Source organism: Kitasatospora sp. NPDC056446 (assembly GCF_042796115.1).
Taxonomy (GTDB): Bacteria; Actinomycetota; Actinomycetes; order Streptomycetales; family Streptomycetaceae; genus Kitasatospora.
On the sequence record NZ_JBHTRF010000140.1, the window covers coordinates 1 to 6,528 of the forward strand.

The window sequence follows — 6,528 nt, forward strand, 5'->3', positions numbered from 1 at the left end:
CCATACCACCACCCCACCCCCAAAACCTTTTTTTTTTTCTTTGTGGGGGTCTCTTTTTTTTTAACACCACCCCCCCCCGGGGCTCGCGGCCGGCGGGCCCCACCCCCCCCGCAACCGCGTGCACATCACCGGCGCGTGGCAGCTCTGATCTTCACCTCGCATGACGCCAGCCTGCTCGGCCGAGCCGACGGGGAGGAAGTCCTGCGGCGGGACCAGGTCTGGTTCGTGGAGAAGAACGAATACGGCGAGACGGAGCTGTTCTCCCTCGCCGACTTCAAGCCACGCCAGGAGGAGAACCGCGAGCGGCGGTATCTCAGCGGGAGCTACGGCGGCGTGCCGTACATCGACGACAATTTTGCCGGCGCCGTGGCGGTGTGGGGGGACGATGACGGCAAGGGCGACAAAGCCGAGCATCGCTGACCAGGCGGGCGGGACACCGGGAGTCGAAGCAGCGGCTGCTGGTGGTCTGCGGCGCGGAGGCGACCGAGCGTGACTGTCCTCAGGGGCCTGCAGGCCCGGGACGGTTCGCGGTCCGGCCGGAATCAGTGGCCGGGCCGCCGCCGATGACCGTCCGTCCTCGAACGGATGGTCGGGCCACCGTGCCCCGGTGGCCTCGCTTCAACCAGCGCGCCAGTCGGAACACAGCCTCTCGAATTCCCTTACGAACTACGGCAGTCGGCCCGGTGCTTGTTTCTGCCATTCCTTCGCAGACGCACCTCTCCCGCCCTTGCGGCAGGTAATTTTGAGCTGCCCGCCGAGTGGACGCGTCGACGGGATCGGGGCAGCGTCTCGCGCTCCGCCCTTCTCCGCCCCTTCGCCGCTCCGTTCGCTCGGACGTGTTCGACCGAAGGAGTCATCGTGCTCATCGTCCGCAGGGTCCTGCTCACGGCCGCGGTCCTCGCCGCCACCGTGGTCGTCGCCCCCACCGCCACCGCCCACGCCCCCGCCAGTGCCGCCCCCGCCAGTGCCGCCCTCGCCCGCCAGCCCAGCTTCCACGCCTTCACCGGCACCGGCTTCTCGGGCGCCGACCGGTGGTTCTACGGCAACGAGGGGCAGTGCACGTACGTCGGCGACAACTGGAACGACCAGATCCGCTCCGCCCGCACCGAGGGCGGCGACCGGGTCGAACTGTGGGACAACTACGACTGCACCGGCGGGTCGATCACCATCGACGCCACCGGCTACCGGAGCATCGGCGCCTGGGTCAGCGCCTACCGCGCGTACCTCGGTTAGCAGTTCCCCGACCGCTCCGACACGGCGGCTCGTCCACCGGCGCACCGAACACCGGGCACCGGCAGACGAGCCGCCGTCTTGGCGGGTCGGTACCATCGACGCGTGAAGCTGTACTGGCACGTCGCGCTGCCACCGCTCAGCGCCTGATCGGGCGCACGCGCAGGTGGCTTGATCCCCTTCGGCCCGGCTCGGCCCGGCTCAGTCCGGTGAGGCCGCCGGCCGCTCATGGCGTGCGCCCGTTCTCGGAACCTCTCCTCTGACGGTCTTCGACGACGGAAGTTCACGACTGTGCCGAATCGTTTGTCCACTCCTGCCCGGGCCCGGCTGACCCCCGCCGCCCCTTCCACCCGGCCCGTGCGCCCGCTCGACGGGCCGGTGCCGATCCTCGCGGCCGCGCTGCTCTGGGGCACCACCGGGACCGCCGCCACCCTCGCGCCCGCAGGCGCCCCCGCGGCCGGGATCGGGGCCGCCGCCCTGGTGCTCGGCGGCCTGCTGCTGTTCCTCTCCGACCGCACCGCCCGGCACCTGCCCCGCCGGTGCGGGCCGCGTGAGCGCCGCCTGCTCGCGCTCGGCGCCGTCGCCGTGACGGGGTACCCGCTCACCTTCTACCCGGCGGCGAACCGCACCGGAGTCGCCGTCGCGACGGTGATCGCGCTGGGCAGCGCGCCGGTGTTCACCGGGCTGCTCGGGTGGCTCGCCCGGCAGGGACGCCCGAGCGGCCGCTGGGCCGCCGCCACCGGGGCGGCCGTGCTCGGCTGCGCGGTGCTGGTGCTCGGCCCCGGACTCGCCGGAGGCGGCACGGCGGTGGACCCGCTCGGGGTGCTGCTGGCGGCGCTCTCCGGGCTCTCGTACGCCGTGTACTCGCTGATCGGCGGGCGGCTGATCGCGGCGGGGCACCCGTCGGGCGGCGTGATGGGGGCGATGTTCGGCGGCGGGGCGCTGATCGTCCTGCCGGTGCTGTTCGCCGGTGACCTGGGGTGGCTGGCCTCGGTGCGGGGCGCAGGGGTGGTGCTGCACCTCGCCGTGGTCACCACCTGGCTTGCCTACCGGCTGTTCGGCCACGGCCTGCGGCGCACCACAGCCCAGACCGCCACCACCCTGACCCTCGCCGAGCCGGCCGTCGCCGCCGTGCTGGGCGTGGTGGCGCTGGGGGAGCGGCTGCCCGCCGTCTCCTGGTGCGGCCTCGCGGTGCTGGCCGGGGGGCTGGCCTTCCTGGCCCTGCCGGGCCGCCGGTAGCAGGTCGGCCCGGCCTGGCTCGCGCCGGAAGCGGGACGCCGGTCGGGCCTGCGCGTGGGAAGTCGGCCGGGCCGACTTCCCACGCGCTGTGCCGCTCCTCAGATGCCGAAGTGGGCGGCGATGCCGTCCAGGACGCAGTCGAGGCCGGTCTCGAACTGCCAGTCCGGGTCGTCCTTGCGGGTGGCCTCGTGCAGGTAGCGCTGGTAGCTGGGGTAGCGGCCGGTGCCCATCAGCCAGGTCATCCGGGGGGCGAGGCCGGCCCGGGTCTGGTCGCCGTCGGACCAGCCGCGCTCGCGGCGGAGGTTCGCCAGGGTGACCTCGGCGGCCACCGAGCCGTGCACGTACCCGGTCACCGTGCGGAACACCGCCATGGTGGTGTCGGCGTCCAGGCCGTGCTCGGCCAGGACGGAGAACGCCCGTTCGGGGACGGCGAGCTGGTTGGGGCTGAGCGAGAACGGGGTGGCCGTCCGGACGGTCCACGGGTGGTCCAGGTTCATCGCCCGCAGGTGGACGGCGAGCGAGCGCATGGCGTCCCGCCAGCCGTCGGCGGGGGTGTCCAGGGGGAGCCGACCGTAGACGAAGTCGACCATCAGCTCGATGAGTTCGTCCTTGCCGGAGACGTACCGGTAGGCGGCCATCGGGGCGACGCCGAGCGCGCCGGCCAGGCGGCGCATGGTGACGGCGTCCAGGCCCTCGGTGTCGGCGATGGCGACCGCCGCCTCGGCGATCCGGTGCGGGGTCAGGGTGGTGCGCGGCGCGGGGGCCGGGCGGGCCAGGCGCTCCCAGAGCGAGGGCTGCGGCACGTCGCCGCCTTCCGCGGGGGTGTCCCCGGCGGGGGCCTGTCGAGCGGGCATGGGGCTGGATCCTTCCGACGGGGGCGGGTTCCACCGTAGCACTCCGCGTGTACGGCGTATCGGCAGTAGACGCCGTACGCGCCGATGTGTACGTTGTATCCAACAGATACGCCGTACACAGCAGTCGTACGCAGCAGTCGTGCACAGCAGTCACCCTGGAGGGGATCCCCATGTCCGCGGAGCAGAACCTGAACGTCGCCGTCCTCATCGGCAGCACCCGCGACGGCCGCTTCGGCCCGGTCGTCGCCGACTGGCTGCTCGGCCACCTCGAAGCCCGGGGCGACATGGCCGCCGACCCGATCGACCTGGTGGCGACCCCGCTGCCCACCACCTTCCCGTCCTTCGGCGGCGAACTGCCGCCGGGCGAAGCGGAGTTGCTGGCGGCCGTGTCGCCCCGACTGGAGGCCGCCGACGCCTTCGTGATCGTCACGCCCGAGTACAACCACAGCTTCCCGGCCCCGCTGAAGAACGCCATCGACTGGCACAACCGGCAGTGGCACGGGAAGCCGGTCGCCTTCGTCTCCTACGGCGGCCTCTCCGGCGGCCTGCGCGCCGTCGAACAGCTGCGGGTGGTCCTGGCCGAGCTGAACGCCGCGACGATCCGCAACACCGTCAGCTTCCACGGCGCCTCCCAGTGCTTCGACGCCGACGGCAAGGCCCTGGACCCGGCCGCCGACGCCGCCGCCAAGACCATGCTCGACCAGCTCGCCTGGTGGGCGCAGGCGCTGCGGGACGCCCGGCAGGCCCGCCCGTTCGCGGCCTGAGCCCCCGGAAGCGGTGGACGACATGGCCACGGACCCGGCCGAGGAGCGGCCCGCACCGCCGCTGCTCGGCGTGATCGGACTGATGCTCGGCATCTTCCTCTCGGCCCTCGACGGACAGATCATCGGCACCGCGCTGCCGACCATCGTCGGCGACCTCGGCGGGCTGGAGCACCTCTCCTGGGCGGTCACCGCCTACCTGCTCACCTCCGCCGCCGCCACCCCGCTCTGGGGCCGGATCGGCGACCTGTACGGGCGCAAGGGCGCCTACCAGTGGGCGGTGGTGGTGTTCCTGGCCGGCTCGGTGCTGTCCGGACTGGCGCAGGACATGGCCGAGCTGATCGCCTTCCGGGCCCTGCAAGGGGTCGGCGCGGGCGGCCTGATGGTCGGCGCCCTCTCGGTGATCGGCGTGCTCGTCCCGGCCTCCGACCGGGGCCGGGTGCAGTCGGTGGTCGGCGTGCTGATGCCGATCGCCTTCGTCGGCGGCCCGCTGCTCGGCGGCCTCCTCACCGACCGGCTCAGCTGGCGCTGGGCGTTCTACGTCAACCTGCCGGTCGGGCTGTTCGCGCTGCTCGCGGTCGGGGCGGGCGTACGGCTGCGGACGGAGCGGGTGCGGGCGCCCTTCGACTGGCCCGGGGTCGCCCTGCTGACCACCGGCATCCTCGCGCTCACCCTGGTCGGCAGCTGGGGCGGCACCGCGTACGCCTGGACGTCCCCCCGGGTCCTCGGGACGGCGGCGGTGGCGGTGGCCGCGCTCGGCTGGTTCGCCCGGACCGAACGGCGCGCCGCCGGACCGCTGATCCCGCCCGCGCTGTTCCGCAGCCGCAACTTCACGGTGGCCCAGGTGCTCGGCTTCCTCACCGGCGCCGTGATGCTCGCCCTGATCGGCTTCCTGCCGCAGTACCTCCAGTTCGTCCAGGGCGCCTCACCCACCACCGGCGGCCTGCTCCTGCTGCCGCTGATGCTCGGCATGACGGGCACCCAGCTGGTCACCGGGCGGCTGCTCGGCCGCCCCGGCGGCGAGCGGCGCCACCCCCTGCTGGGCGGGGCGCTGACGCTGGCCGGCTCGGCGCTGCTGCTCCTGCTCGGCACGGACACCCCGGCCGCCCTCGCCTCCGGCCTGACCGCGGTCGCCGGGATCGGCCTCGGCCTGTTGCTGCAGAGCACCATGCTGACCTCGATGGGCGCCGTCCCCCGCCGGGACATGGGCGCCGCGATGGGCGTCGTCACCCTGCTCCGCAGCGTCGGCGGCTCGCTCGGCATGGCGGGCCTCGGCGCCGTCTACACGGCCCGGCTCGCCGACTCGCTGGCCCACCGCCTCGGCCCCGACGAGGCGGCCGCGCTCACCGACGGCGGCCGGCTCACCCCGGCCGCCCTGGCGGGACTGCCCGCCGCCACCCGGGACGCCGTCGGCGCGGCGGTGACCTCCGGCCTGCACGGCGCGGTGGCGGGCGGCGTGGTCCTGGCGGCACTGGCCACGGCGGCGGCCTGCCTGGCCCGCCCGCAGCCGGCGCCGGGCGCCGAACCCTCCGGCGACCCGGCCGGGGTGCGGGTGGAGACGGGCGCGGCCTGAGAGGGCGTTCGATACGGATTTAGGCTGCCGCGAGCGGTTTCGGGCGAAGGTATTGCCCGACTTTGTCAGGGCTGGCGGTCAGGCGGCTGGTCATGGAGTTGACCATGGCCCAGTGGATCATCGAGCGTGACCGGTCCGGCAGTTCCTCGTAGTCTCGGTGGAGCCGCCGGTACCGGGACATGATCCCGAAGGTCTGCTCGACACGCCAGCGGATCGGCTGGACGACGAAGCCCTTCTGCTCCTTGTCGCGGGCGACCACCTCGACGTCGATGGACAGGGCGGCGCCGTGCCTGACCACGGCATTGTTGTAGCCGGCGTCCACCCATGCCTTGGTCACCGTGGGCCACCGGTCGGCGAGGGTGTCCAGGATCTGTTTTCCGCCGGCGGAGTCCTGGACGCCGGCGGCGGTGACGATCAGGACCAGGAGCAGGCCCAGGGTGTCGGTGGCGATGTGGCGTTTGCGGCCTTTGACCCGTTTCCCGCCGTCGTAGCCCTGGGTGTCGGCCGGGGCATTCGGCGAGGCCTTCACCGACTGGGCGTCGATGATCGCGGCGCTCGGCAGGATCCGGCGGCCCTTCTTCGCTCTGAGCTGGTCACGGAGCGCGTCGTGGATCTGCTCGGTGGTGCCGTCTCGTTCCCATTCCTTGAAGTAGCCGTAGACGGTGGTGTGGGGCGGGAAGTCGTGCGGGAGGTAGCGCCAGGCGATGCCGGTCCGTGCGACGTAGAGGATCGCGTTGACCACTTCACGCAGTTCGGTGGTGGGGGGGGGGGGCCCCCGGCCCCCCCCACCCCCACCCCGCCAGAAAAGGTGGCAGGGGGGGCCCAGCAGAAAAATAAAGTGCGGAGGGGGGCCGCGGGGGGGCGGGCCCCG

General features: G+C 73.4%; 7 protein-coding genes. 5 read left to right on the forward strand and 2 right to left on the reverse strand.

Features of this window, described 5'->3' with window-relative positions; genetic code table 11:
- The first annotated feature begins 135 nt into the window (after positions 1-135).
- From ACFQ6N_RS39585 to ACFQ6N_RS39595, 3 genes are all read left to right on the forward strand, one after another.
- Positions 136-420 (forward strand): ATP/GTP-binding protein, encoded by a 285-nt coding sequence (locus ACFQ6N_RS39585; RefSeq protein ID WP_380659008.1) that lies wholly within the window; start codon positions 136-138, stop codon positions 418-420.
- Positions 421-858: 438 nt separating this feature from the next.
- Complete coding sequence (locus tag ACFQ6N_RS39590) at positions 859-1,233, forward strand: peptidase inhibitor family I36 protein (RefSeq protein WP_380659009.1); 375 nt, start codon at positions 859-861, stop codon at positions 1,231-1,233.
- Positions 1,234-1,533: 300 nt separating this feature from the next.
- A complete protein-coding gene (locus ACFQ6N_RS39595) occupies positions 1,534-2,469 on the forward strand; it encodes a DMT family transporter (protein ID WP_380659010.1) in 936 nt (311 codons plus the stop codon).
- Between the two features lie 98 nt (positions 2,470-2,567).
- Here the strand turns inward: ACFQ6N_RS39595 and ACFQ6N_RS39600 are convergent, their stop codons facing one another.
- Entirely contained in the window at positions 2,568-3,323 is a 756-nt protein-coding gene (locus ACFQ6N_RS39600) for a TetR/AcrR family transcriptional regulator (RefSeq protein ID WP_380659011.1), read from the reverse strand.
- Positions 3,324-3,493: 170 nt separating this feature from the next.
- Here ACFQ6N_RS39600 and ACFQ6N_RS39605 point away from each other — a divergent pair, with 170 nt between their 5' ends.
- Positions 3,494-4,087, forward strand: a complete 594-nt coding sequence (locus tag ACFQ6N_RS39605) for an NADPH-dependent FMN reductase (protein ID WP_380659012.1) — start codon at positions 3,494-3,496, stop codon at positions 4,085-4,087.
- Between the two features lie 22 nt (positions 4,088-4,109).
- Entirely contained in the window at positions 4,110-5,657 is a 1,548-nt protein-coding gene (locus tag ACFQ6N_RS39610) for an MFS transporter (protein ID WP_380659013.1), read from the forward strand.
- Positions 5,658-5,676: 19 nt separating this feature from the next.
- Here the strand turns inward: ACFQ6N_RS39610 and ACFQ6N_RS39615 are convergent, their stop codons facing one another.
- Positions 5,677-6,399, reverse strand: coding sequence for an IS5 family transposase (locus ACFQ6N_RS39615; RefSeq protein ID WP_380659014.1), 723 nt, complete (start codon positions 6,397-6,399; stop codon positions 5,677-5,679).
- Positions 6,400-6,528: the final 129 nt, after the last annotated feature.